This is a genomic window from Streptomyces sirii (assembly GCF_045690365.1).
Classification (GTDB): Bacteria; Actinomycetota; Actinomycetes; order Streptomycetales; family Streptomycetaceae; genus Streptomyces; species Streptomyces sirii.
The window spans coordinates 4839383-4861540 of the sequence record NZ_CP147982.1 but is presented as its reverse complement, the minus strand read 5'-3'; the positions used below and the strand labels follow the sequence as shown (position 1 = coordinate 4861540).

The window sequence follows — 22158 nt, the reverse complement described above, 5'->3', positions numbered from 1 at the left end:
CCCGACCTGCTGGACCCGCCTGCTCGATCTCGCCCGACCCGGATCACGGATTCCACGAACTCCGCTTGTTCACCGGGCAGTTGGCCGACCACCACGATGCTTCCTCGACGTCGCGATCTCAGGATTGCCCACGAATCCCCGGCGAACCCGCCGCGAAGGGGCGATTCCCTCGCAAGCATGAGGAACCCCGGGTAAACCCCCGCCGCGCCACCTGCCCCCGTCCGCCGCCCTCCGCGAGGTAACGGCCGGCCGGAACCCTTCCCCCGCAAGGGGTACGGCCCCCACCCGACCGGCCCACCGACCCGGCGCATGGGCGACCCCTCGCACGCCCCCCTTCCCTTCTTCGAACATTCGTACGAAAATGGAGCCATGGCCACGCACCGACGCCATGCCGGACCGCCCACCGCTCTCAGGCCGCAGCCCCCCGCCGACGCCCACGCCGCCGCGCTCACCCATGCCCTGCTCGCCGCCGAGCAGGGCTACCCCGTCATACCGCTGACCCGCAGCAAGCTCCCCGCCATCCGCTCCCCGCACCGCGGCCACCCCGAGGTCCCGCCCTGCCGCGGCGGGTGCGGCCGCGTCGGGCACGGCGTACACGACGCGAGCACCGACCCCCTGGCCGTCCGCCGCCTGTTCGCCGCCGCCCCCTGGGCGACCGGCTACGGCATCGCCTGCGGACGGCCCCCGCACCACCTCATCGGCATCGACCTCGACACCAAGAACGGCGCCGACGGCCTCACCGCCCTTCGGTTCCTCGCCGAGGCGCACGGCGTGCCGATCCCGCCCACCGTCGTCGTCCGCACCCCCAGCGGCGGACGCCACCTCTGGTTCACCGGCCCGCCGTCCCCGCCCGTCCCCAACTCGGTCGGCCGGCTCGCCCCAGGCATCGACGTCCGCGGTGCGGGCGGCTATCTCGTCGGCCCGGGCTCGCTCACCACCCGGGGGCGGTACGTCCTCGCGCCGGACGCCCCGCTCCACCCCGCCCCCGCGCCGCGCGCCCTGCTCGCCCTCCTCACGGCCCCGCCCCCGTCCACCCACCGCCCGCCCACGCCCGGCGCCCCGGCCCAGCCCGCCGCCGCGCTCGTACGCTTCGTCCGCACCTCACCGGACGGCCAGCGCAACGCCCGCCTCTTCTGGGCCGCCTGCCGCGCCTACGAGTCCGGCCTGGGCCGGGAACTCGCCGCACGGCTCATAGAGGCCGCCTGCCACACCGGCCTGCCCGAGGTGGAGGCACGCGCGACGATCGCGTCGGCGGCCCGGCGGGAGTGGGACCGGCGTGGCGAGGGGGACCGGTAGAACCGGCGGGACCGGCGGGACAAGCGGGACCGGCGGGACTGACAGAAGAGGCGTGCCCCGGCACCTCCCCCGGCGCCGGCCTCCCCCGTACGCAGAAAATCGGCTGCGCCCGCCATCCGCCCCCGCTACCCTCGCCACCATGTCTACGCCCCGGATCTCTTAGCTCGGAAACCCGCTTCCACGCCACCGGTGTGCCCGCACACAGGCGTGTCACGCGTAGCCGCAGGCGCGCAGCCGCACCCGGCGCGCGCCGGCCGAGGCAGCCGCCCACACCGGCAGCCGCCCCTCCCGAGTTCTCAGACCTCCCTTCCCCTTTCTCCTTCCGGAGCGTTTTCCGTGATCACCGTGCGCGGTGTCGACGTACGCGTCGGCGCCCGACTTCTGCTGTCCGACCTCTCCTTCCACATCGCCCCCGGCGACCGCATCGGCCTCGTAGGCCGCAACGGCGCGGGCAAAACCACCCTGCTGCACACGCTGACCGGCCGGCACCACCCGGCCGCCGGGGACCTCACCCGCACCGGCTCCCTCGGGCACCTCGCACAGGACTCCCGTACCGCCGACCCCGACACCACCGTCACCGACCGCATCCTCTCCGCCCGCGGCCTGGACCGTGCCGTACGGGCGCTGCGGGCCGCCGAGAACGCGATGGCCCGGGCCGGCGACGCGTCCCAGGAGCGGGTGGCGATGGCCGCGTACGCCCGCGCCGAGGCCGACTTCCAGGCGCGCGGCGGCTATGCGGCACAGGCCGAGGCGGCCCGGATCGCCGCCGGTGTGGGGCTGCCGCCGCGGGTCATGGACCAGCCGGTCGGCACCCTCTCCAGCGGTCAGCGACGCCGCGTCGAGCTGGCCCGGATCCTGGCCGCCGACCACGACACCCTGCTGCTCGACGAGCCCACCAACCATCTCGATGCCGACTCGACCGCCTGGCTGCGCGCCTTCCTGACGTCGTATCGGGGCGGCCTGATGGTCATCAGCCATGACACCGACCTGCTGGCCGGGATCGTCAACCGGGTCTTCCACCTCGACCCCGCACGCGCCACGATCGACGTCCACAACACCACCTGGCGCGCCTACCTCACCCAGCGCGCGGCCGACGAACGACGCCGTACCCGCGAGCGGGCCAACGCGGAGCGCAAGGCCGCGGCGCTGCGCACCCAGGCCGACAAGATGCGCTCCCACGTCTCCACGGCCGTCGCCGCGAAGAACATGGTGCGTCGCGCGGAGCGGCTGCTGGCGGACCTCGAACCGGCCCGGCGTACGGAGAAGACCGCCCGGATCCGGCTGCCGGAGCCCGCGCCGTGCGGCCGTACACCGCTGGGCGCCATCAGCCTCACCAAGGCGTACGGCGGGCACCGGGTGCTGGGCGGAGTGGACCTGGCCGTCGACCGGGGCAGCCGGCTGGTCGTGCTCGGCCTCAACGGCGCGGGCAAGACCACCCTGCTGCGCATCCTCGCCGGGCAGGAAACCCCCGACAGCGGCCGGGTCGTCCCCGGCCACGGCCTGCGACTGGGCTACTTCGCCCAGGAGCACGACACCCTCGACCCGGCGTCCACCATCCGGCAGAACCTGGCCGCCGCCGCGCCCCATCTCACCGACGGCGAGGCTCGGCACGTCCTGGGCTCGTTCCTCTTCACCGGCGACGACGCCGACAAGCCCGCCCGGGTGCTCTCCGGCGGCGAGAAGACCCGCCTGGCGCTGGCCGGCCTGGTCCACTCGGGCGCGAATGTGCTGCTCCTGGACGAGCCCACCAACAACCTCGATCCCGCCTCCCGGGACGAGGTGCTGGCGGCGGTCGACGGCTATCCGGGCGCCATCGTGATGGTCACCCACGACCCCGGCGCCGTCGAGGCCCTCCGACCGGACCGCGTACTGCTCCTGCCGGACGGCACCGAGGACCTGTGGAGCGCGGAGCACGGGGAGTTGATCGGGCTGTCGTGAGCGATCGGCCTGTGGTGAGAGATCAGGCTTCGTGAGCGGCGGGTGGGCTCGGTGTCGTAGGACGGGATCAGGTGCGTGAGGCAGGCCCAGGTGCGTAGGACGGGATCAGGTGCGTAGGACGGGCCCAGGTGCGGAGGGCGAACTCACCTCGCCCTCCGCACCGCCTTACGCACCGCCCTTACGGGCCTCGATCAGGAACCGCGTCGTATGCGCCACGAACGGCCCCTCACTGCGGATCAGTTCATCCAGCTCCCGCAGCCGCTCCCGGTGTGCCGCAACGGTGAACCCGGGGACCATCCACACCACCTTCCGCAGGAAGTAGACGACCGCACCGATGTCGTAGAACTCCGTCCGCAGCGACTCCGCGCGCAGATCCACCACCTCCAGCCCGGCCTCCTCCGCCGCCCGGCGCGCGTCGTCGGGATGGCGGGCCCGCCGTACGTCCGCCGGCTGCGGCCCCAGGAAGTACTCGACCAGCTCGAACACGCTTGCCGGGCCGACCTGTTGGGAGAAGTACGTGCCACCCGGCCGCAGCACCCGGGCGATCTCCGACCACCACACGGTCACCGGGTGCCGGCTCGTCACAAGATCGAAGGCCGCATCGCCGAACGGCAGCGGCGGCTCGTCCGCATCGGCCACCACGACCGCTCCGCGCGGATGCAACAGCGCCGTGGCCTTCGCGATGTTCGGCGGCCAGGACTCCGTGGCGACCGTCAACGGCGGCAGCTCGGCCACCCCGGCGAGCACCTCCCCGCCGCCGGTCTGGATGTCCAACGCGGCCGACGCACGCGCCAACCGCTCGCCCATCGCCCGCTGATACCCCCACGAGGGCCTCTCCTCCGTGGCGCGCCCCGCCAGCCACGAGAAGTCCCACCCCTCGACCGATACCGCCTCGGCCTCGGCCACCAGTTCCTCGAACGACCGCGACCCGGTCACTCGCCCTCCTCCACCACGAACGTCAGCGCCGGCCGGTCCCACATCACCGCCGGCGGATTCGCCCGCACCGTTCCGCTGGGCCGGGCGCCGACGCTGCGGTAGAAACCCTCGGCGGGCGGATGCGAGACGATCCGCACGCGGTCGATTCCGACGCGCCGCGCCTCGCCCCGCATGTGCTCGATCAGCCGACGCCCTATGCCGTATCCCTGCGCCTGATCAGCCACAAACATCAGATCCAGCTCCGGCGGCTCCACAACAAGCGAATAGAACCCGAGAACACGCTCGCCGACCGGCTCCCTCTCCGGCTCACCCGCACCGCCGGCCGCACTCCCGGGGACGCCCTCCCACACAGCGACGAACACCCGATGCGCCTCGATGTAGTCCGGCCCCACCCGATATCCCTCGACCATCGCGGAATACCGTCCCGTATAAGCCGCCGAACTCCGCACGATCCGGGTAAGCCGCCGGGCATCCCGCCGCTCGGCCCGCCGGATCACCACACGACGGTCCTCTGCCATCGCCCCCACCCTCCGAAAACCCACGGCGACCACTGCCTACTTTCCACCGATCCTCGGAGACGGCCGCGGGCGAAAATCGCCGATCCCCCATTCCCCACACCATCTCCTCATCCCCCCACGATACCGACCAGGCAAACCAACAATCACCGCCCCACCGCCCAATCGCCGGCCACGCCGGCCCGTCGCACAATCGTCTCCCCGCCGCGCACAGGCGTCGCGCGACGGGGAGACGGGAAACGGGGAGACGGGGAACTCGACGATTCTTTGCTTCCGCCAGCCGGACCCTTCAGTCGGGCCCTCAGTCGGAGCCCCACTCCTCAGGCGACGGGCTCGGAACGCGGAGCCGGTCCCAGGACGTCCGCCCGGGGATCCCGTCCGCATCGGCTCCCGTGAAGCCCAATGTCTGCTGGAAGAGGGAGTAGGCCTGCCGGTGCTTCTCGTTCCACCGGGGCCCGGGACCACTGAACCCGTAGGGGGTGCCGCAGTCCTCGTCGACGAGGCGCAGCCCCATGTTCAGGATGATGGGACTCTCCGTGGGCGGCAGGCTCGTGAAGAAGTCCTTGCCCGGGAACGGGACCAAGCCCGGAGCGGTCGGCGCGGGCGCTCCTCCCCCAGACGCCTTCGCGACGATGAGCCGCTGGCCCACCTTGATTATGTTGGGGTTCGGGATGTTGTTCCAGATCTGAAGCTGCTTCACGGTGGTGTGGAAATGAGTAGCGATACCGCTGAGCGTATCGCCCTCAACGACGGTGTAGATCGTGTCTCGTGTTCTCTGTTGAGTGCCCATGCCTCTCACGCTAGAAGCGTTGCCGCATCCCCGCACGTTCTGAAGAACACCGCAATCGACACCCACCCCAACAATGCGCCGACCGCATTTTAACCCCCAACCACCACCCCCGCAGCCCGAATTCACTTACCCCTCATCGATTAACCAATCAATCAACGAATCAACCAACCACCCAACCGATTGACCGTTTAATGACTGGCCGCCAGCCACGGAATGTTCCCCACATAGGCATCAGACAGATCGCCCGGCCCGCCACCCACGCAACTGACCAGAGACACAGGAAGGCCCAACTCCCACCGCAACCGCAACCGACAACCCCACCTGTCGGCAGGGCCGTTACCGCCGGCGTTGTCAGTGCGAGGGGTTACGGTCGGGCTCATGAGTAGGTGGAGCTGGAGCGCCAAGGACATACGCGAAGCACGCGAGTTGGACGTCCTGCGGTCGGAGAACGATGTGTTGCCCCTGTGGCTGCGTGAGCAGCAGTCCCGCTTCTCGGCCTGGGTGCACGAGGTCGGCGGCCTGTGGGACTTCTCCCCCGAGTCGCTGGACCGCCTGGAAGCGGCGGTGCGGGAGCGGTTCACCTTGCTGGAGGAGTTCCGGGAGCAGGAGGACGACGCGTTCTTGCAGGTGGCTTCCTGGTACCTCGGCGAGGTCCACAACCACCACCGGGGGACGCAGTGGCAGGTGCACCCCGACGGGAAGGGCCGCTTCCGATGGAAGTGGTACCCCTTCGTCATCCCCCCGTGGGATCGGCTGGACGACTACGAGGACGAGGACGGCATCGAGTACGACGCACGCCCCATCATCGACCCGCTCAGCAGCCTACGAGCGGTGTTGCTGGAGCCGTACGAACGGCCGTACCCGGGCCAGACACTACGCAGCGAACTGGACGACTACGCACCGAAGAAGGACTGACGGGCGCCACGTCCCGCGGCCGGCAACCACCACAGCCCCCATGACCGCCATGACCACAGCCACAGCCACAGCTACACCCCTGGCTACTTCTCAGGCAGCGGCCGGTCGTCGATGACGTTCTTCATGACGAGGGTGGAGGTCAGGCGCTGGACACCGGGCAGCCTCGCGAGCTGCTGGTCGTAGAGCTGCTGGTAGGCGGGCAGGTCGGCGGTGGCGACACGCAGGAGGTAGTCGGGCTCGCCGAAGAGGCGCTGGGCCTGGATGACATGCGGGATGGCGGTCACGGCCTCCTCGAAGGCCGTGACGGTGTCGGGGTCCTCCCAACGCAGGGTGGCGAAGACCAGGGCTTCGAAGTCCAGGCCGACGGCGGCCGGGTCGACGACGGCGCGGTAGCCGCGGATCGCACCCTCGCGTTCGAGGTCCCGCACGCGGCGGTGGCAGGGCGAGACGCTCAGCTGCACGCGAGCAGCCAGCTCGGTGACCGTCAGACGGCCGTCCATCTGCAGCTCGGTAAGAATCTTCCGATCCAGCGCATCCATGAAGAAAATCCTCCCCCATCCACCGCGATCACGAGGCAAGAACACAAACATATTCGGCCGAATCACACCTAATCTTCCCTCCCGAAGCAAGGAACGCGAGAGGGAACGACCGATGGCCACGACGACGGTGGGTCCAGCTGACGAACGCACCTCACCCCGTTCGGCGACCGTGATGTCCGACATCCGACGAAGGGACAAAGGAGAACACGTGACAGACCCGGCGCGGCAGGAACAGGCGAGCCCCGAGGTGCAAAAGCGCATCCAGGAAAGCTTCGACCGCCAGGGGCTGATGGCCCACCTCGGTGCACGGATATCCCACATGGCACCGGGCCGCGTACACATCGTGCTCCCGGCCCGTCCCGAAGTGACCCAGCAGCACGGCTACTTCCACGCCGGCGCCACCAGCGCCATCGCGGACAGCGCCGGCGGCTACGCCGCCTACACGCTGTTCCCCGAGGACACCGACGTCCTCACCGTCGAGTACAAGATCAACCTCCTCGCACCCGCCGTCGGCGCACACATCGAGGCGATCGGCACCGTCCTGAAGTCCGGACGCACCCTGACCGTCTGCCAGTTGGAGGTGTACGGCGTCCAGGCCGACGGCGAGCGAAGGCTCGTCGCCAACGGCCAGCAGACCCTGATCCGTGTAAACAAGCCCGCACAGTAGCCCCACTTGGTAAGCCCTCTCCGCGAGCCCATCCGCGAGCCCATCCGCGAGCCCATTCACTGGGCCCGCTCAGTAGGTGGGCTCGATGAATGGGCTCAGATGCCGGCCGCAGGTCAGCCGGCCACCGATCGCCGCCGGAAGATGCCCTAGGCGAGCCATGCGCTGGTCGCGTCCTGCACGGCCGAGCCGTCGAGGTCCTTGAGCTTCGGTCCGACGAAGGCGCGGGCGGCGTCCGAGGTGAGCACCCGGAAGGCGGGCCGCTCGGCCGCCAGCAGCTCGACCACCTGCGCGGCCACGTCCTGCGGCGTCTGCGCGTCGGCAAAGGCGCCGCGGGTACGGTCCAGGTAGGCCGACAAGGCCGGCGCATACGGTCCGGCCTGCTCCAGTACGTTGTCCGCGAGGCCCACGTTGCTGACGAACTCGCTGGCCACCGCACCCGGCTCGACCACGCTGACGGACACGCCGGCGGTGGCCGCGACCGGTGCGAGGGACTCCATGAAGCCCTCGACCGCGAACTTGGCGGCGCAGTACGCCTCGTTGAAGGGCTGACCGATCACCCCACCCACACTGGTCACGGTCACCACACGCCCCGCACTCGCCCGCAGCAGCGGCAGGACGGCCTTCGTCACGTGAAGCACGCCGAAGAAGTTGACCTCCATAACGGCACGCACATCGTCGACGCTCTCCTGCTCCAGTGTGCCTACGTGGCCCGCCCCGGCGTTGTTGACCACCGCGTCCAGCCGGTCGAGGCCGGCCAGGCATGCCTCGACCGAAGCCGGGTCCGTCACATCCAGCGCCCGGACATCGACGGTGACTCCGACCTCCTCCGCCGCCGCCAGCAGCGCGCCCGCCTTGGCGGTGTCGCGCATGGTGGCGACCACATGCCAGCCACTACGCGCGGCCGCGACGGCCGTCGCCAGCCCGATGCCGGACGAGGTGCCAGTGATCAGGACGTTCTTGCTGCTCATCTCCACTACCTGCCTCACTTACCGCTGCTTACTTATGAACCATAACTAATGTCAGTCATAACTATGCACAGAGATATTTCATGTTGTCAACCATCTCGTTACACTGGACGCCATGCCCAACCCACCGGATGAGCTCACCAAAGAGATCGTCGGCCTCTTCGCGGCCATCAGCCGCCGCTACACCCAGGAGTCCGAGGCCGCCGCGACCAGCCACGGACTGACCCCGCTCCAGGCCAAGGCGCTGCTCGCCGCCGAAGAGCCCGTCCCGATGCGCCGCATCGCCGACCGGCTGCACGCGGAACCCTCCAACGTGACCGCGATCATCGACCGCCTGGAGTCCCGCGGCCTGGCCGAGCGCAGCCTCGATCCGGACGACCGCCGCATCAAGCGCGTCGCCGCCACCACGTCCGGCCGCGCCACCGCCGCCGACCTCCGCGACCGCATGCCCTTCGCCGCCGACCCCCTGGTCCAGCTCAGCGCACAGCAGCGCGAGACCCTGCGAGAACTGCTGCAACTGGTACTCGACGCATAACGCGGCTTCCGCCCGCGGAGGCTGCGGGGTGGGAACCCACGGCGACAACGTTGCCTCCGCGAGAGTTCCCACGAACCGCCGAGCACGCGGGACGACAATCGCCCTGACCTGCTACGGAGCCGTAGCCGCCGGGCGCCGGGCCGTAGTTGCCGGCGGCCGGGCCGTGGTTGCCGGCGGCCAGGCCGTGGCTGCCGGCATCAGCGCCCCCTTCCGTCGGCCGCCCTTTGGCGCCATCCGGCACCACCCTGCGCCACTCGGCGCCAGCTGGCATCACCCAGCACCACCCGACGCCGTCCCGCCCTCCCATGCGGCAACTGAGCCCGCATGGCCCCGCGATGACTCGCCTCGCCCTCATCACCTTTCCCCAGCTCAGAGCGGCCACCCCCAAGCCTGCACCACATACGGCGCCACCCACTCTTGCGCATGGCGCCATCATGGTGCCACTATGACGTCATGGACCTCACGCCGTACGTCGACACGATGCGTCGCGAACTCGCGGTAGCCGCCGAAGTCGGCGGAGAAGATGCCCGCGAGCTGGCCGAGCGGCTCACCACTCCCCTGGAGTCGGCGACCCGTCTGACCGTGCTCGACGCGCTCTCCGCCGCGATGGACGAGATCACCCGCGAACTCGCCCCCGGCTCGGTCGACATACGGCTGCGCGGGCTGGATCCCGACTTCGTGGTGACGCCGCCGCCCAGCAGCGACCCCGCGGAAGCGCCCGCCCCGCCCGCCGTACCCATCGAACCGCTGGGCGGCACCACCCGCGTCAATCTCCGCCTGCCGGCCCACCTCAAGGCGCGCGCCGAGAAGGCCGCGAGCCGCAAGGGCCTGTCGCTCAACGCCTGGCTGGCGCGAGCCGCCTCGGCCGCGGTCGACGGCAGCGGCACGCAGCCGCGCACGACGGAGCAAACCCGCACCACCAGCAGACAGAACTTCACGGGCTCGGTGCACTAGCCACACCCGCACCCACACCGCACCCACACCCGCCCCATTTTCACCCACACCACGTTCCACCAGCAGGGACGCCACCCACCAAGACCCAAGAGGACGGCACAGCCATGCCTTCTTACAACACTCCCGAACCGATCTCGGCCACCGCGCACGTGACTGCCGGCACCATCCGATTCACCGCGGGCGACCGCCTCGACACGGTCGTCGAGGTGCAACCCCGCGACCCCAAGCGGGACCAGGACGTACGGGCCGCCGAGCAGACCGAAGTCACCTACGCGAACGGCGCCCTGACCGTCAGAACGCCCAAGCAGCGCTATCTCGTCGGACGCACCGGCACCGTCGACATAGCGGTCGAGCTGCCCACGGGCTCGCGCATCGACACGACCGGCGCCTGGGCCCAGGTGCTGGGCGAAGGCCGGCTCGGCGAGGTCCGCGTGAAGACCTCGGCGGGAGACGTCCGCCTCGACACGACCGGGCCGCTGCAGCTGACCGTGTCGCACGGCTCGATCATCGTGGACCGCGTCGAGGGCATGGCCGAGATCACCACCAGCTCCGGCAGCCTGCGCGTCGGCACCGTCGACGGTCCCGCCGTCCTGAAGAACTCGCACGGCTCCACGACCGTCGGCACCGCTACCGGCGACCTGCGGGTGAGCGGCGCCAACGGCGACATCGACATCACACGCGCCGAGAGCTCGGTCACCGCCACCACCGCCCACGGCGCCCTGCGCGTCGCCGACGTCACCCGCGGCACCATCGAGTTGGAGACCTCCGCCGGCGCCATCGACATCGGCATCCGCGAGGGCATCGCCGCCTGGCTCGACGTCAACTCCGACCGCGGGCAGGTGCACAACACGCTCCCCACCTCCGAAGCCCCCGAAAAGACCGAAGACTCCGTCAAGGTCCGCGCCCGAACCCGCTACGGCAACATCGACATACGCCGCGCCCGAGCCTGAGCCCAGGCCCCACCAACTCCCCTACCTGTGGAGACACTTCAGCCTTCGGCCGGGAGCCGGCCCCCACCCGGGCCTCTGCCCTGCCCGCGCCAATACGCAACGGCACTGTTCCGCAGTCACCCATCACCGCACGCCCGCAAACCGCCACAACCACCACACAAGGAACCCCAATGAACCAGACGACTCAGACGAGCCAGACATCTCCAACGCCTCAAACATCTCCAACGTCTCAAACGGCACCCATCCCTCACGGCCTCCCCATGGAGCGCAATGCGGGCCCCTTCGACCCGCCCCGCGAGATCACCCGACTACGCGAGGCCCGCCCGGTCAGCCCCATGCTCTTCGCCGACGGTCACGAGGGCTGGCTCGTCACCGGCTACGAAGCGGTCCGTCAGCTCATGGCCGACACCCGGTTCAGCTCCCGCCAGGACCTCGGCGTTCTCCACATGCCGTACGAGATCCCCGACATGCCCGTCATCACCGAACCATCCCCGCAGGTACCGGGCTTGTTCGTCGCCATGGACCCGCCGGACCACACCCGGCTGCGACGCAAGCTCACCGGCGCCTTCACCGTCAAACGCATGAAGATGCTCGAAGAACACATCGGCGACATCGTCGAACGGCAACTGGACGAGATGGCGCGCCTCACCCCGACCGTCGACCTGGTCAAGGAGTTCGCGCTGCCGGTGCCCTCGCTGGTGATCTGCGAACTGCTCGGTGTCCCCTACGAGGACCGGGACAACTTCCAGGGCAACTCCGCCAAGTTCATGGCCAAGGAGCAGTCGTTCGAAGAGAAGATGGCCGCCTACGGCGCGATGACCGCCTACCTCGCCGAACTGGTCACCCGCAAACGCGCCGAGCCCGGCGAGGACATCCTGTCCGACCTGGCCCGCGATGACGACCTCTCCATCGAGGAGCTGACCGGCATCGCCTTCCTGCTGCTGCTCGCGGGCCACGAGACCACCGCCAACATGCTGTCCCTGGGCACCTTCGCGCTCCTGGAGCACCCCGAGCAGCTCGCCGAACTGCACGCCAACCCGGATCTGATGCCCGACGCCGTCGAAGAGCTCATGCGCTACCTGTCCGTCGCCGACATCTTCTACCGCTACGCCACGGAGGACCTCGAACTCGGCGGTGAGACCATCGGCAAGGGATCGACCGTCGTCATCTCACTGCTGGCCGCCAACCGCGACCCCCGGCGCTTCGAGAACCCCGACACCCTGGACGTCCACCGCAAGGCTCGCGGCCACACGTCCTTCGGCCACGGCATCCACCAATGCCTCGGCCAGCAACTCGCCCGCATCGAGATGCGCGCCGGCTTCGCCGGACTCCTGCGCCGCTTCCCGACCCTCCAACTCGCCGTCCCCGCCGACGAGGTGAAACTCCGAACCGACATGAACATCTACGGCGTCCACGAACTACCGGTCACCTGGACACAAACGCCCCGATAAGGCCATCGGCCAAGCACGTCACCGGTGCGGGACCTGGCCGGCGCACCCGCCCTCGACGACACCACCCACTCACCGGCCACAAGTCTCCGCTCCATCCATCCGAGTCGTATCGCGCGATTGCCTGCACGACGGGCGGGGGGCCTCGGATCACGCCGGAAGCCCCGCACCGTGGCTCGCATCGGCCCACAGGGGCCGTCATCGGGACGCCGGAGCGTCATTGGCCGCACGGTGCGGGTGGGCTCCGGGGCAGGTGCGACCTCGTCGGTGAGGCGGCCAAGGACTTCGAGGATCGGTTCTGCCACAGCGCGCTGGAGCTGCTCGGCCTGCGAAAGGGCGCGTTGTCAGTGGCGCCTGGCATGGTGGCAGGCATGAGCGATGAGCCGCGAGGCCGGAGCGCCTATGTCCTGGAGAAGACCTACCGAGGGCAGGTCGACTGGAGTCTGTTCTTCGTCTACGCCCAGCGCGCGCACATCCGCGCGCTCTTGCAGGACATGTACTTCGACACTCCGGATCCCGATGAGCGCCAGGGCTGGATAGATGTGCATTTCGAAGGCGAGAGCGCCGATCTGTGGCTGATCGAGAACGGTCGGCGCACCGGCCACGTCGATCTGCGCCGGTTCATCCGGGACGCGGACCAGGAGGGCGGGACGGAGTGCGAGGTGGCCATCGACTGGGCGGGCTTCGTAGAGGCCGTTCCGGCCATGCTGGAGGGCGTGCCGCTCCGGCACGGCCAGGAGCTCCAACTCCTCGACGCGGCGGGAGACTTTCAGGGCACGGACGCCGAGCTGCCGTACCTCTATCCGCACCATCCCGTGCGGTACGGGATGCAGCTGTCGACCGACGACGGACTGTCCGATGAGCCCTACGCCTACTTCACCGACCCGGATCCGGCACCGTGACTTCCGGGCCGCCGGCCCGGCCATGCCCCATCGGGCAGGCCCTGGCGTATCGACGTGGACAAGGTTTCCCTCAGTCCTCGCCCATGTCCCCTTCCTGAGGCCAGTCGCCGAGGAAGTCGATCTCTGGTGTGAGGCGTATGCCGGTGCCCTCCAGGACGCGCTGGACGACGACACCGATGGCTTCGGTGAACCTCGCCGCGCTCGCCCCCTCATCGGCAACCAGCGTGTGGTGCAGGTACGAGACACGGACGCCCTCGGCAACCCGGCCGCCGAGGGCGAAGCCCGCCCGCCGCATCAGCCAGCTCGCACTCACCCTGGTCGAGCCGTCGGGAAAACGGTTGAGCGACGCGCCCTCGTCCCGCAGCCATCCCGCCTGGGCCGGCGTCACTTCGGGGCTGAAGAAGACACTGCCGACCGTCCGACGGTCGGCGTCGGAGCACCCCAGCACCATGCCCTTGCCCCTCCGGACGGCCAGCACCGCCTCGACCGCCTCGGCCGGAGGCACCCGGCTGCCGACGGGCACATCGAGCCGGTCAGCGACCGCCTGGTACGTGACAGGGGCGCCGAGCGCGCACTTCCGCAGGGCGAAGACCACCGTCAGCAATGTCCAGCGGCTGGAGCCCTTGAAGACGCTGGTGCGATGCCCCAGTCCGCAGGCCACCGCATCGAGGGTGACGCGGCGGCGCAACACCAAGTCCCAGGCCACCACCTCGACCAGCGTGTCGGAGATCTCCTGGCCGTACGCCCCGACGTTCTGAACCGGCGTGGCACCGACGGTCCCAGGGATGCCCGCGAGCATCTCCACACCGATCAACCCGTGGCCGACGACCGTGTCGACCAGATCGGACAGAGGATGGCCCGCCTGCACCTCGACCAGGGTCCGTCCGTCAGCCGCCTCCCCGACAAACCGCACCCCTCTCGTGTTCATCCGCAGCACAGGCGACGAACAGCCCGCGTCCGCGACCAGCGCATTGCTGCCCGCCCCGAGACAGATCGGCGCGCCGGGGAAGGCATCGGCGAGTGCGACGAACTCCGGGAAGTCGGCTAAGTCCTCAAGTTCGGCGAACATCGCCGCCGGGCCGCCTATGCCCAAGGTCGTCTTCCGGGCAAGCGGTAACCCGTGCGTGACTCGCATGAACGTCGTGTCCCCTCGGTGGTGATGAGCAATCTTTTTCCCCTCCCGATGAAGATTCCCGAATTCGACCAGAGATGATCTTCGTCCTCACCCGGTGGAGAAGCCGACAGTACGGGGAGCGCGAGAGCGTATGGGGTTCATGGCAGGATGCCCCCGCACGAGTTCCGGCCGACGGGCATCTATGCGATGGAGATGATCGCCGTCCGTGTGATCAAGCGGTTTCCGAAGAACTGGGGGAGCCGGGCCGCGCCTGTTCGCCCCAGCCGTGGCCGAAGAACGACCACATGGTCGAAAGCGTGAATGAGAAATGCTCGGACGCATGTCATCGATGGATGACATCTGGCTGCCCGCGGCCGCGGTGTGGTTGCTCGTCTTCCTGCTGCTGTACTCGCCGCTGAGCGTGTCCCGCAAGGGCGGCACGGTGGGCAAACGACTCCTTGGCATGGAGGTCGTCCGGGACACCGACGGTGAACGCCTTACCTACGGCGCCGCTCTTGTGCGCCACCTCGGCAACCTCGTGATGGCCGCCGTCCCGGTGCTCCTGGTCGCCAATGCGACGGTGACCAACCTCGACGCGAAGAGGCAGAGCCTGCACGACCGCCCGGTCGACAGCAGGGTCGTCATGCGGGGGCGGTGACGGGGGGAATCACCGGCGACCGAGTCCGACCACCGCCGGTACCCCAGCCTGACGTCGCGCTGCCCTCCCACGAGTCCTGGCCGCGACTTGGCCACACAGGCCGATCAGCAGTGAGCCCCAGGGGCAGGAGGGTAAGACCGCCCAACGCAGTCGGAGCAGGCCCCGGATAGCTCCGGAACCCGCTCCGACCTGCATGTTTTCCTACCCCTGCGGAGGCTGTGGGATTTGAACCCACGGTGACGTTGCCGCCACGACAGTTTTCAAGACTGTTCCCTTAGGCCGCTCGGGCAAGCCTCCCCGCTGCACCGGCGCGCGGGCGCGCGGGTGTCGCGGGGATCAGACTAGCGCGTCACTTGTCGCCGGTGCGCTGGCCCAGGGTCACTTTGGCGGTGTGCTCCTTGCCGGCGCGCTTGTAGGTGAGGGTGACCGTGTCGCCGGGCTTGTGCTGCCAGATCTCGCTGATCAGGGTGGGGCCACTGTCGATGACCGTGTCGTCGAGCTTGGTGATGGTGTCGCCGGGCTGGAGGCCCGCCTTGTCGGCCGGGCCGTTCGGGGTGACCGCGTCGGAGCCGTTGTTGCCGGTCTGGGCGATGGTCGCGCCGTCGCCGGTGTCCCGCATGCCGACCTGGACGCCGATCTGGGGGTAGACCGGCTTGCCGGTCCTGATCAGGTCCTGGGCCACGCGCTTCGCCTGGTCGATGGGGATGGCGAACCCCAGGCCGATGCTGCCGGACTGGCCGGCCTCGCCGCCCAGGCCGCCGTTGCCCGCCGACTGGATGGCGGAGTTGATGCCGATGACGTTGCCGGCGGCGTCCATCAGGGGGCCACCGGAGTTACCGGGGTTTATCGACGCGTCCGTCTGCAGGGCGCTCATGTACGAGGCGCTGCTGCCGCCGCCGTCGCTGGAGGCCACGGGGCGGTCCTTGGCGCTGATGATGCCCGTGGTGACCGTGCCGGAGAGGCCGAACGGCGCGCCGATCGCGATGGTGGCGTCGCCGACCTGGACGTGGGACGACTTGCCGAGGGGCAGCGGGTTGAGGGGGGCGTCGGAGGCGTTCTTGAGCTTGAGCACGGCGACGTCGTAGCCCTGGGCGTTGCCGACGACCTCGGCGTCGTACTTCTTGCCGTTGGAGAACGTCGCGGTGAGCTTGCCCCCGCCGGCCGCGCTGGCGACGACGTGGTTGTTGGTGAGGATGTGGCCCTGCTTGTCGTAGATGAAGCCGGTGCCCGTGCCACCCTCGCCGGTGGCGCCCTGGGCCTCGATCGTCACGACGCTCGGCAGCGCCTTCTGCGCTATGCCCGCGACCGAGGTGGGCTTGCGGTTCAGCGCGCCGGCGTCGCCGGTCGCGGAGACCGTCGTCGAGGCGCCGTCGTTCTGGCCCGCGGCCCAGAAGCCGATGCCGCCGCCGATCCCGCCGGCGACCAGTGCGGCCGCCAGGACGGCCGCGATCAGGCCGCCGTTGCGCCGCTTGGGGGCGGGGCTGTCGGGCGGCGCGCCCCAGGGGTGGCCGCCGTACGGGGGCTGGCCCCAGCCGCCACCGGACGAGCCGTGGCCGGCGGTCGGGTACGCGGGGATCTGGGCGGTCTGCTCGGGTCCGGCCCCGGGCTCGCCTCCGGGGTGGGGTGCGTGCCCGGGGGAGCCCTGGGCACGGTCCTGATCACCGAGGTCGCCGCCTGCGGGACCGGCGACGGTCGGGGCGAAGGCCGGCGGCGGGGGCGCCGCGGCGGGCGCGGTCGGTGCGTGGGGAGCCTGGGCGCCGGAGGCGGACGCGGGGGCGCGGTCCGGCTGCGGCCCGGCCGGCGGCGTGGCCTCCGGCGGGACGGCGGCTCCCTCGTTCTCGGTGCTCACAGCTCTCTCCTCAGCTTCACGCGGGCCTTACGGTCCCGTACGGGCCGGCGGCGCCCGAACGGGGTCTTGCGGGTCGTACAGCTCCTCGCCGCGGGTCCACCGGGAACCCGTACCCCGTCACCCAGGATTCAGGATCCGGACGATCCGGGCGAGTCCCGGTGGGCCGGTCCAGGCCCGGGAGGCCGGACCGGCCGGTACGGGCAAGTCTGTGTCCCAGCCTTTCCCACCGCGCGTCAGAGCACCGTAAGCCGAGGCTGTGACTGTCCCCTCATTCTTTATGTCGGACAAAGCAGACACGTTGCCTGTTCCACGCCCCGGGGGTACGCGCCGGCGGCCGGTCGGCGATGGAATGGCACGATAACTCGGTGACCTCTGCACGCCCCTCTCAGGACGCCCGTCCGGATCGTCCGGCAATCTCCGTCGTAGCCCATCGGGGTGCCTCCGAGGATGCCCCGGAGCACACCCTGGCCGCCTATCGGAAGGCGATCGAGGACGGCGCGGACGCGCTGGAGTGCGATATCCGGCTCACCGCGGACGGCCATCTGGTCTGCGTCCATGACCGGCGGGTGAACCGCACCTCCAACGGGCGCGGCGCGGTGTCCGCCCTGGAGCTCGCCGATCTCGCCACGCTCGACTTCGGCTCGTGGAAGGAAGGCATCGAGGACGCGTGCGGCGAGGCGCCGGACCGGCAGCACGAGGACCCGGAGCGGACGTCCGTGCTGACGCTGGAGCGGCTGCTGGAGCTGGTCACCGACGCGGACCGGCGAGTGGAGCTGGCGATCGAGACCAAGCACCCGACGCGCTGGGCCGGACAGGTGGAGGAGCGGCTGGTCGAGCTGCTCGGCCGGTTCGGGTATGCAAAACCGGCCATGAGCACCGACTGGACATCCCCGGTCCGCGTCATGAGCTTCTCGGCGCGCTCACTGCACCGGCTGCGGGCCGCTGCGCCCGGCATCCCCGGCGTCTACCTGATGCAATTCCTCACCCCCCGCTACCGCGACGGCCGACTGCCGGTCGGCGTCGGCATCGCGGGCCCGGGGATGCGGATCATCCGCGCACACCCGGAGTACGTCGCCAAGGCGCACCGCGCGGGCCACCGGGTCCATGTGTGGACGGTCAACGACGCCGCCGATGTGGAGCTGTGCCAGGAGTTGGGGGTGGACGCGGTGATTACAAACCGCCCCAAACAGGTGCGAAGGCAACTCGGCCTTGGCTAAAGCTCATCACAGGGTGTGCACCGGCGCATTCGACTCGTATTCGATCGTGTCTAGTGCGTCACTGCGTGCCGCTTGGCCGGTTTCCGGTCCAGTCCATTGGGGCATTCATCCCGTGGCGTGGGGCAAAGGAGGTCTCGGGGGTGGCGTTGGTGGTGGCACAAGAGGTGCCGACGTCGTCGATCATGGCCGTACCCCATGGTCCAGCGGGTGTGGGCATGGCCAGGCGGCGCATGCGAGAAGAGCTGTTGGCAAGCGGAGTTCAGGACAATGTCGTCGATGACGCGGTGCTCATCCTTTCGGAGCTGCTGAGCAATTCGTGTCGCCATGCGCGTCCGATATACGAAAGCGGATCACCGGGCTCCGCAAGAGCCGTAGCGGGTGACCCGTCGCAGTCGGCGCCCAAGGACGGTGCGTCGGACGCCCCGTTGGCATCCGTACGCGCATCGTGGCGTATCGACGCACAGGGCCGGCTGACCGTCGCGGTCACGGACGGCGGCGGCCCGACCCGACCACTTCCGGCCACTCCGTCGGTCACCGCACACGGCGGCCGCGGACTGGCGATCATCCGGTCGCTCGCCAAGGACTGGGGCGTACGCGACACCACGGCCGGGGAAGTGACGGTCTGGGCGGTGCTCTCTCTTCAAGGCGCCTTCGCTACGCGCGTGGAGCTGACCCCCGACGTACCGCCGTCGATCGGCGCCGGCGGGCGGCCGGTGATGCCGCTGGGGCCGGCCTTCGCGGACCTCGACGACCTGACGTAGCGGCCGCGCGCCGGGCGCGGGGCTCGAACGCCGGATGCGGCTCGGCTTCATGACACGGGGCGGGACACGCCAGCGACACCAGGACGGGACACGGCGTTGTCCACAGCCGAGCGCGACCTCGTACGCGATCCTCTAGGCTCGCGCCGATACGCGTCCGAACGTCCAGGATCGACCAGGAGAAGCCGTCGCCATGGCCAAGAAGCGCCGCCCTCAGCCCCAGGCCGCAGCACACGCCCGCACCAAGGACGGGGCGCCCGGCGGAGAGGAGAACTACCCGGTCGTCGGCGCTCGTGAGCCCTGCCCCTGCGGCTCCGGCCGCCGGTACAAGGCCTGTCACGGGCGACGCGCCGCGCACGCCGCCACCGAGTTGGTGCAGCGCCCCTTCGAGGGCCTGCCCGGCGAGTGCGACTGGGTGGCGCTGCGGGAGCTGGTACCCGCCGCCACCGCGGAGTTGACGCTCAAGGGCGGGCTGCCCGAGGGCGTGCCCTCCGTGACGCTCGCGACCGTACTGCCGATGGCCTGGCCCGCGCTGCGCCGCGACAACGGCGCGGTGATGCTCGGCCTGCAGAACGACACCGCATCCGGTGACCTCAGCCGCGGCCTCGCGGACACCCTTCAGCGCGCACTGGAGACGGAACCGGGCAATCCGGTCACTGCCGGGCGACCCTCCCCCGACGGACCGCGCCTACAGGACCTCCTCGACCTGGACGCGGATTTTGAGCCGGCCGTCCACACCGGGTTCGAGTTCTGGGTGGAGAACGCCGAGAACGCCACGGGAGAGGTCGCCGCCTCTCTGGAGCGGGCCAACGCGGCCGCCATCCCGACCGCCCGGATCCCCGGCCTGGAGGGCGCGTACTGGTGCGAGGCCCCGGAGAAGAACCATCTGCGCTGGGTGACCTCCCACCCCGAGGAGCAGCTGCTGGACGCGCTCGCCCGGCTGCACGCCGCGGGCACCTCCTCGCTCGGCGAGGGCACCCGGCTGGTGGGCTCGTTCCGGGCGCACGGCCTGGTCGTGCCCGTCTGGGACCTGCCCCGGTCGATGGGCGCCGAGGAGGTCGCCAAGCCGGCCGAGGAGTTCGCCGAGCGGCTGGCCAAGGCCCTCGCGACGGACGCCCCGCTGACGGCCGACGAGCGCCGGGCGCGCGGCGGTCTCACCAACCGTCAGATCACCCTGAGCTGACGGTGGCGACCTCGATCATGGGGACCGTACGCCACTCGGGGCACCCACGTGACACCGGTCACAACTCCCCGTACCTGCCGGTAAATAGGCGTCCGGAAATCCACGATCGAATTTGCTAACCGCCGATCTCTTGTTACGGTTCTAAAAGCCCGGTCGCTGGTGCATCCCCCGTCGCCAGCGACCGGGCGCTTCCATGTCCGGAACCAGGCGTTCCGATAGGCCCGGCCGGCTGTCAGCGGCCCGTGCGCCCTCGCCGGTCCGAACCCCCACCGCCCGCCGCCGAGTTACTGCCGGAGCGCAGCAACAGCCGCTCTCCCGCCGCGTCGGCGATCTCCGCCACCGCGCCGTACGCCTCCCGGCCCCGGCGTACGGTCAGCCCGGCCGGCGTCTCGCACAAGCCCGGCGCGTCGGCCGCCGGCAGGTCGCAGTTCACCTGGACGGTCCCGCCGTCCGGCCGCATCAGGGTCAGCACGGCACGCAGCGGGTTGCCCGTGATGTTGCGGTAGTACGTGCGCCCCCAGGTCCGGCCGCGCTCGGCGAGCACACAGGTCTGGACCTCGACGCCCTGGGCGGAGGCGAGTTCGGGGCCGCAGCGGGTGGTGCGCCCGGAGAGCAGCGGGAGGCCGAGGGCATCGAGGGGGCCGGTCGGGTGAGGTAAGGCGGCGGGCTTCTTGCCCGACTTGGCCCCCACTTCAACCGTTACGCCCGTTTCCTCCATACGGCTGTTTTCGGCCTTGACTCTCGCCCCGGACTCGGCACCCGACGCCGGCCGGTCCGGCATCACCGAGTCCGCCGGACCGGCGATCGCGGCACCCAGCGGAACGGCGATGGCGAGCACCGCCGCCCCGCCGAGGCCGGTCATGCGGAGTTTCTGCGCACGCTGCATGGGCCCCACCTGCGATTGAGTTGCCGCCGACGGCGGCTTGACGGTGGGCCGAACCTATCGGCCGGGAAGGGGCCACCCGGCCGCCCGGACACCCGTTTCCCGTAGTGATCCGGGGCGGTCACACCCGTACGGGTGAACCGTGCGCGGGTCGCCCGGCGGCTCAGTACGCGAGCCGGCTGCCGCCGTCCGGAGTACCGGTGCTCGCCATGACGAGCGCGTCGACGATCGTGTCCACCTTCGGCAGCCAGGGCGCCGCGGACGGTGGGGGTCCCCCCTGCTCGAACGGAGTTGAGCGCTTGGGGGAAGCCGGCGGCCGCTCCCAGCGGACCCGGCCGGCGCCGATCTGGGACGGCGGGAGCACCACATAGCCGCCCTCCCCGTGGAAGCGCAGCGAGCTGGGGACCCAGTCCTGGGAGTACAGCAGCTCACCCAACTCCGGCAGGCCGTAGGGCGATACGAGCAGCGACCAGCGGCTGGGCGTGGCCACCACGGGGCCGAGGCGTACGCCGAAGTGGTCCAGGGCCGCCAGGGCGCGGGCGCCGGCGACGGCGGGCAGGCTCACCGCGCAGGGCGCGCGGCCGCCGGTGGCCAGCACGACCGGGGCGTCGGGGCGGTTGGTCCACCACCACCGCACCATCCGGGCATCGGTGGTGGCCGCCAGCAGTCCGGGATCGAAGGGGTGTGCGCCGGGGACCACGCAGTCGGGGTCGAGGCAGTGGCACTGGCGGGCGGTCCGCTCGCCGAGGCCGAGCCGGGCGCCGGCCGGCTGGCGGCCGCCGGACCTGAGTCCCACTCCGGGGAGGACGGGCCACTGCCACTCGGTGGCGCAGTGCAGCGCCGCACCGAGCAACGCCGACCTTCCGCCGCGCCGGAACAGGAGCTTGCGTCGCCTTCCGAGGATCTCGCGCATGAGCGCTCGTTCCTTTCCGTAAACGCCGAGGGCTTCGTCCATCGCACTACAGGGCACTACTGGGCACTGCTCACCGGTTCACATGCGCTTCGCGCCGCGCCGCTTCATGCCGTTGTGTGGCGTTGCGGCCCGGCCAAGCACTCCGGGGTCGATCGCGCATCGATCACGCCACGTGGATATCGGTCACCGCGTGTACAGGGCAGCGCATCACGCCGTACGCCGAGCGGGAAACG

The 22158-nt window shown here is 70.4% G+C and carries 23 protein-coding genes and 1 tRNA gene; 13 read left to right on the top strand and 11 right to left on the bottom strand.

Annotated elements, in window-relative coordinates; genetic code table 11:
- The first annotated feature begins 369 nt into the window (after window positions 1-369).
- Both WAB15_RS21840 and WAB15_RS21835 read left to right on the top strand, forming a co-directional pair.
- Window positions 370-1296, top strand: coding sequence for a bifunctional DNA primase/polymerase (locus WAB15_RS21840; RefSeq protein WP_407287263.1), 927 nt, complete (start codon window positions 370-372; stop codon window positions 1294-1296).
- A gap of 336 nt (window positions 1297-1632) precedes the next feature.
- Window positions 1633-3234, top strand: a complete 1602-nt coding sequence (locus WAB15_RS21835; protein WP_407287262.1) for an ABC-F family ATP-binding cassette domain-containing protein — start codon at window positions 1633-1635, stop codon at window positions 3232-3234.
- A gap of 165 nt (window positions 3235-3399) precedes the next feature.
- Here the strand turns inward: WAB15_RS21835 and WAB15_RS21830 are convergent, their stop codons facing one another.
- The 3 genes from WAB15_RS21830 to WAB15_RS21820 all read right to left on the bottom strand — a co-directional run bounded on the left by WAB15_RS21830 (window position 3400) and on the right by WAB15_RS21820 (window position 5475).
- Window positions 3400-4170 carry a class I SAM-dependent methyltransferase gene (locus WAB15_RS21830; protein WP_399145701.1) on the bottom strand — a complete coding sequence of 257 codons (771 nt, stop codon included), beginning with the start codon at window positions 4168-4170 and terminating at the stop codon, window positions 3400-3402.
- Entirely contained in the window at window positions 4167-4688 is a 522-nt protein-coding gene (locus WAB15_RS21825) for a GNAT family N-acetyltransferase (protein WP_407287261.1), read from the bottom strand. Before WAB15_RS21825 ends, WAB15_RS21830 begins: the two co-directional genes overlap by 4 nt.
- Window positions 4689-4986: 298 nt before the next feature.
- Complete coding sequence (locus tag WAB15_RS21820) at window positions 4987-5475, bottom strand: peptidoglycan-binding protein (protein WP_407287260.1); 489 nt, start codon at window positions 5473-5475, stop codon at window positions 4987-4989.
- A gap of 378 nt (window positions 5476-5853) precedes the next feature.
- Here WAB15_RS21820 and WAB15_RS21815 point away from each other — a divergent pair, with 378 nt between their 5' ends.
- Window positions 5854-6390 carry a hypothetical protein gene (locus WAB15_RS21815; RefSeq protein ID WP_407287259.1) on the top strand — a complete coding sequence of 179 codons (537 nt, stop codon included), beginning with the start codon at window positions 5854-5856 and terminating at the stop codon, window positions 6388-6390.
- A gap of 83 nt (window positions 6391-6473) precedes the next feature.
- Here the strand turns inward: WAB15_RS21815 and WAB15_RS21810 are convergent, their stop codons facing one another.
- Window positions 6474-6929 carry an Lrp/AsnC family transcriptional regulator gene (locus tag WAB15_RS21810; protein WP_407287258.1) on the bottom strand — a complete coding sequence of 152 codons (456 nt, stop codon included), beginning with the start codon at window positions 6927-6929 and terminating at the stop codon, window positions 6474-6476.
- Window positions 6930-7101: 172 nt separating this feature from the next.
- On the opposite strand from WAB15_RS21810, the gene WAB15_RS21805 reads away from it, so the two are divergent.
- Window positions 7102-7596 (top strand): PaaI family thioesterase, encoded by a 495-nt coding sequence (locus WAB15_RS21805; RefSeq protein ID WP_407289265.1) that lies wholly within the window; start codon window positions 7102-7104, stop codon window positions 7594-7596.
- A gap of 146 nt (window positions 7597-7742) precedes the next feature.
- Here WAB15_RS21805 and WAB15_RS21800 read toward each other — a convergent pair whose 3' ends face one another.
- The gene (locus WAB15_RS21800; RefSeq protein WP_407287257.1) at window positions 7743-8564 is read right to left on the bottom strand and encodes an SDR family NAD(P)-dependent oxidoreductase; all 822 of its coding nucleotides are present in this window, start codon (window positions 8562-8564) and stop codon (window positions 7743-7745) included.
- A 112-nt stretch (window positions 8565-8676) separates the two neighbouring features.
- On the opposite strand from WAB15_RS21800, the gene WAB15_RS21795 reads away from it, so the two are divergent.
- From WAB15_RS21795 to WAB15_RS21775, 5 genes are all read left to right on the top strand, one after another.
- On the top strand, window positions 8677-9096 hold the full coding sequence (locus WAB15_RS21795) for a MarR family winged helix-turn-helix transcriptional regulator (protein ID WP_407287256.1): 420 nt from the start codon (window positions 8677-8679) through the stop codon (window positions 9094-9096).
- A gap of 453 nt (window positions 9097-9549) precedes the next feature.
- The gene (locus WAB15_RS21790) at window positions 9550-10050 is read left to right on the top strand and encodes a hypothetical protein (protein WP_407287255.1); all 501 of its coding nucleotides are present in this window, start codon (window positions 9550-9552) and stop codon (window positions 10048-10050) included.
- 104 nt (window positions 10051-10154) lie between these two features.
- The gene (locus WAB15_RS21785) at window positions 10155-11000 is read left to right on the top strand and encodes a DUF4097 family beta strand repeat-containing protein (protein ID WP_407287254.1); all 846 of its coding nucleotides are present in this window, start codon (window positions 10155-10157) and stop codon (window positions 10998-11000) included.
- Window positions 11001-11260: 260 nt separating this feature from the next.
- Window positions 11261-12451, top strand: coding sequence for a cytochrome P450 (locus tag WAB15_RS21780; RefSeq protein ID WP_407287253.1), 1191 nt, complete (start codon window positions 11261-11263; stop codon window positions 12449-12451).
- A gap of 368 nt (window positions 12452-12819) precedes the next feature.
- Window positions 12820-13350 carry a hypothetical protein gene (locus WAB15_RS21775; RefSeq protein ID WP_407287252.1) on the top strand — a complete coding sequence of 177 codons (531 nt, stop codon included), beginning with the start codon at window positions 12820-12822 and terminating at the stop codon, window positions 13348-13350.
- A 70-nt stretch (window positions 13351-13420) separates the two neighbouring features.
- On the opposite strand, the gene WAB15_RS21770 is transcribed toward WAB15_RS21775, so the two are convergent.
- Window positions 13421-14485: a UDP-N-acetylmuramate dehydrogenase gene (locus WAB15_RS21770; RefSeq protein ID WP_407287251.1), complete on the bottom strand. Its 1065-nt coding sequence runs from the start codon at window positions 14483-14485 to the stop codon at window positions 13421-13423.
- Between the two features lie 319 nt (window positions 14486-14804).
- Between WAB15_RS21770 and WAB15_RS21765 the strand changes: the two genes are divergently transcribed.
- A complete protein-coding gene (locus WAB15_RS21765; RefSeq protein WP_407287250.1) occupies window positions 14805-15122 on the top strand; it encodes an RDD family protein in 318 nt (105 codons plus the stop codon).
- Window positions 15123-15332: 210 nt separating this feature from the next.
- Here WAB15_RS21765 and WAB15_RS21760 read toward each other — a convergent pair.
- Together WAB15_RS21760 and WAB15_RS21755 are read right to left on the bottom strand one after the other, a co-directional pair.
- Window positions 15333-15419: transfer RNA gene (locus WAB15_RS21760), tRNA-Ser, on the bottom strand.
- A gap of 52 nt (window positions 15420-15471) precedes the next feature.
- Entirely contained in the window at window positions 15472-16971 is a 1500-nt protein-coding gene (locus WAB15_RS21755; RefSeq protein ID WP_407287249.1) for a trypsin-like peptidase domain-containing protein, read from the bottom strand.
- Between the two features lie 365 nt (window positions 16972-17336).
- Here WAB15_RS21755 and WAB15_RS21750 point away from each other — a divergent pair, with 365 nt between their 5' ends.
- A complete protein-coding gene (locus tag WAB15_RS21750) occupies window positions 17337-18188 on the top strand; it encodes a glycerophosphodiester phosphodiesterase (RefSeq protein WP_399145749.1) in 852 nt (283 codons plus the stop codon).
- 58 nt (window positions 18189-18246) lie between these two features.
- Here WAB15_RS21750 and WAB15_RS21745 read toward each other — a convergent pair whose 3' ends face one another.
- A complete protein-coding gene (locus WAB15_RS21745) occupies window positions 18247-18372 on the bottom strand; it encodes a hypothetical protein (protein ID WP_266105151.1) in 126 nt (41 codons plus the stop codon).
- Between WAB15_RS21745 and WAB15_RS21740 the strand changes: the two genes are divergently transcribed.
- Window positions 18329-18949: an ATP-binding protein gene (locus WAB15_RS21740; protein ID WP_399145750.1), complete on the top strand. Its 621-nt coding sequence runs from the start codon at window positions 18329-18331 to the stop codon at window positions 18947-18949. The genes WAB15_RS21745 and WAB15_RS21740 overlap by 44 nt on opposite strands.
- 190 nt (window positions 18950-19139) lie before the next feature.
- A complete protein-coding gene (locus WAB15_RS21735; RefSeq protein WP_407287248.1) occupies window positions 19140-20129 on the top strand; it encodes a DUF5926 family protein in 990 nt (329 codons plus the stop codon).
- Between the two features lie 232 nt (window positions 20130-20361).
- Here WAB15_RS21735 and WAB15_RS21730 read toward each other — a convergent pair whose 3' ends face one another.
- Window positions 20362-21015 (bottom strand): hypothetical protein, encoded by a 654-nt coding sequence (locus WAB15_RS21730; RefSeq protein WP_407287247.1) that lies wholly within the window; start codon window positions 21013-21015, stop codon window positions 20362-20364.
- Between the two features lie 160 nt (window positions 21016-21175).
- Window positions 21176-21925, bottom strand: a complete 750-nt coding sequence (locus WAB15_RS21725) for a bifunctional DNA primase/polymerase (RefSeq protein ID WP_399145753.1) — start codon at window positions 21923-21925, stop codon at window positions 21176-21178.
- Between the last annotated feature and the right edge of the window lie 233 nt (window positions 21926-22158).

Bases quoted from the DNA above. Each gene is read 5' to 3' on its own strand.
- WAB15_RS21840 (WP_407287263.1), top strand. From the start codon at position 370: ATGGCCACGCACCGACGCCATGCCGGACCGCCCACCGCTCTCAGGCCG.
- WAB15_RS21825 (WP_407287261.1), bottom strand. From the start codon at position 4,688: ATGGCAGAGGACCGTCGTGTGGTGATCCGGCGGGCCGAGCGGCGGGAT.
- WAB15_RS21820 (WP_407287260.1), bottom strand. From the start codon at position 5,475: ATGGGCACTCAACAGAGAACACGAGACACGATCTACACCGTCGTTGAG.
- WAB15_RS21815 (WP_407287259.1), top strand. From the start codon at position 5,854: ATGAGTAGGTGGAGCTGGAGCGCCAAGGACATACGCGAAGCACGCGAG.
- WAB15_RS21810 (WP_407287258.1), bottom strand. From the start codon at position 6,929: ATGGATGCGCTGGATCGGAAGATTCTTACCGAGCTGCAGATGGACGGC.
- WAB15_RS21805 (WP_407289265.1), top strand. From the start codon at position 7,102: ATGTCCGACATCCGACGAAGGGACAAAGGAGAACACGTGACAGACCCG.
- WAB15_RS21800 (WP_407287257.1), bottom strand. From the start codon at position 8,564: ATGAGCAGCAAGAACGTCCTGATCACTGGCACCTCGTCCGGCATCGGG.
- WAB15_RS21795 (WP_407287256.1), top strand. From the start codon at position 8,677: ATGCCCAACCCACCGGATGAGCTCACCAAAGAGATCGTCGGCCTCTTC.
- WAB15_RS21790 (WP_407287255.1), top strand. From the start codon at position 9,550: ATGGACCTCACGCCGTACGTCGACACGATGCGTCGCGAACTCGCGGTA.
- WAB15_RS21785 (WP_407287254.1), top strand. From the start codon at position 10,155: ATGCCTTCTTACAACACTCCCGAACCGATCTCGGCCACCGCGCACGTG.
- WAB15_RS21780 (WP_407287253.1), top strand. From the start codon at position 11,261: ATGGAGCGCAATGCGGGCCCCTTCGACCCGCCCCGCGAGATCACCCGA.
- WAB15_RS21775 (WP_407287252.1), top strand. From the start codon at position 12,820: ATGAGCGATGAGCCGCGAGGCCGGAGCGCCTATGTCCTGGAGAAGACC.
- WAB15_RS21770 (WP_407287251.1), bottom strand. From the start codon at position 14,485: ATGCGAGTCACGCACGGGTTACCGCTTGCCCGGAAGACGACCTTGGGC.
- WAB15_RS21765 (WP_407287250.1), top strand. From the start codon at position 14,805: ATGTCATCGATGGATGACATCTGGCTGCCCGCGGCCGCGGTGTGGTTG.
- WAB15_RS21745 (WP_266105151.1), bottom strand. From the start codon at position 18,372: ATGATCGACGACGTCGGCACCTCTTGTGCCACCACCAACGCCACCCCC.
- WAB15_RS21735 (WP_407287248.1), top strand. From the start codon at position 19,140: ATGGCCAAGAAGCGCCGCCCTCAGCCCCAGGCCGCAGCACACGCCCGC.
- WAB15_RS21730 (WP_407287247.1), bottom strand. From the start codon at position 21,015: ATGCAGCGTGCGCAGAAACTCCGCATGACCGGCCTCGGCGGGGCGGCG.
- WAB15_RS21725 (WP_399145753.1), bottom strand. From the start codon at position 21,925: ATGCGCGAGATCCTCGGAAGGCGACGCAAGCTCCTGTTCCGGCGCGGC.